Raw genomic sequence first — 1,536 nt, forward strand, 5'->3', positions numbered from 1 at the left:
GTTCGAGGGTGCGCCAGCAGCGTGGGACGAAGTACTGCTGGTGGCAAGCGTGGCCAGCTTGGGTGTCATTGCTGGCGGCATAGCCTATGCAGGCCTGGCAAGGCGTATCAGCCCCACGCGTGAGGAAAAGAAACTCATTGTGCCCTCATGGTACGAACCAAATCGGAAATGGCTATGGCTTGCGCTGGCGCTCGCGACGGCAGGCGTGCTGGTTGTCAATCTGGCATACGGAATACATCGAATCGGCCTTGCGCCAAAAGCGTCTCTGATGTGGCCGCTGAACTCGGTAGTAGCCTGGCTGCTCAACATCGGCCTGGCTACTTTCGTTGCCCTTTTTGCCTGGTGGGACATCACGCTCGGGAAGAATCCCGCCTTGGCAGCTTATGGCATTTTGATTGAAGCTTTTCTCTCGAGCACGTCGATCCTGAGCCGGGCAGCCTATATCTTTCACGCCGTTCCACAACTTTTCGTTTTACACCAATTCAGGCACAAGCTGGCGGGCTGGTCGCGCCTGAAAACAATCATGCTTGCCGCTGCCTTTTGCGGGCTGCTGGTGATATCCATATCGGCCGTCACGACATTCCGGAACTATTTCTACCAGACCGGTCTGTATACAAGCACGGCCTATCACGAGGCCTACTACCGTTGGGAAATTGTCAGCGGCCATCTCGGTACGCTGGAGGCCCAACTCAAAATTGCGCCGGCAGAGGAACGTCCGCCCATCATTGAATTAATGCGAAAACTGAATATCGAGAAAATACAGCTGGAAGCGATCATGGCCGCCGAAAAGAAGAAATGGGCGGAAGCCATGGGCACGGATTCAGCGCAATCCCGGCTGTTACTCAATGAGTTTGGTTATCAGCTGACCGACGGTTTTTCGGCCCGCCTCTTGCAGCTAAGCGTTGACAGATGGATAGGCCTGGAGGGCCTGATGGCCGTGCAGGCCTATCCAGGCAAGGACCCGGCGCTCTTGCGTCGCGGTTTTCTGGAGAAGCCGGCGATAGGAAAACCCGATATCTACCAAAGCATCTCGAAGTCTGTGTACCTCAAGTCCGACGGTACAAAATTCAGATTTGCAAGCCTGCCTGGCGGGCCGGCCTTCCTCTATTACAGCAATTCGCTCTGGATTGTCGCGCTCGGAATGGTTATTTTTACGTTCCTGGTGCTGCTTGTCGAGCTTTTGATACGAACCTTGACCCGCAACCCCATTCTCTGTTCGCTTTACGGCGTCGTGATGGCCAGCACCGCTGTTCAATTCGGCGTGGCTCCGCAGCAAAGCATTCCTTATTTTCTGGTTCTCGGCTGCGGTATCCYGCTGGTATGGACGGTCCATACGCATGGTTTTGCGTTCGCTCTGTACAAGTTGAAACTGGCAAAAGCCCCGCCACCACGTGACAACTAAAACGGCAACAACCCTTTTTGTCCACGCCACCAATGTGCACTCCGGCGGAGGGCAGTCGTTGCTGCGCGCGCTGCTTGAGGCTCTGCCGGCTGGTCGTGACACAACTGCGTTGCTCGATAGCCGCATGCCAGTGC

Annotated in this window: 1 protein-coding gene; it reads left to right on the top strand. The window is 55.6% G+C overall.

Annotated elements, in window-relative coordinates; all coding sequences use genetic code 11:
* On the top strand, positions 1 to 1,402 hold a 1,402-nt coding region (locus AC1D1X_RS23015), incomplete at its 5' end, for a hypothetical protein (RefSeq protein ID WP_477699300.1).
* Positions 1,403 to 1,536 lie beyond the last annotated feature (134 nt).

The organism is Polaromonas sp. P1_G4, from assembly GCF_056405475.1.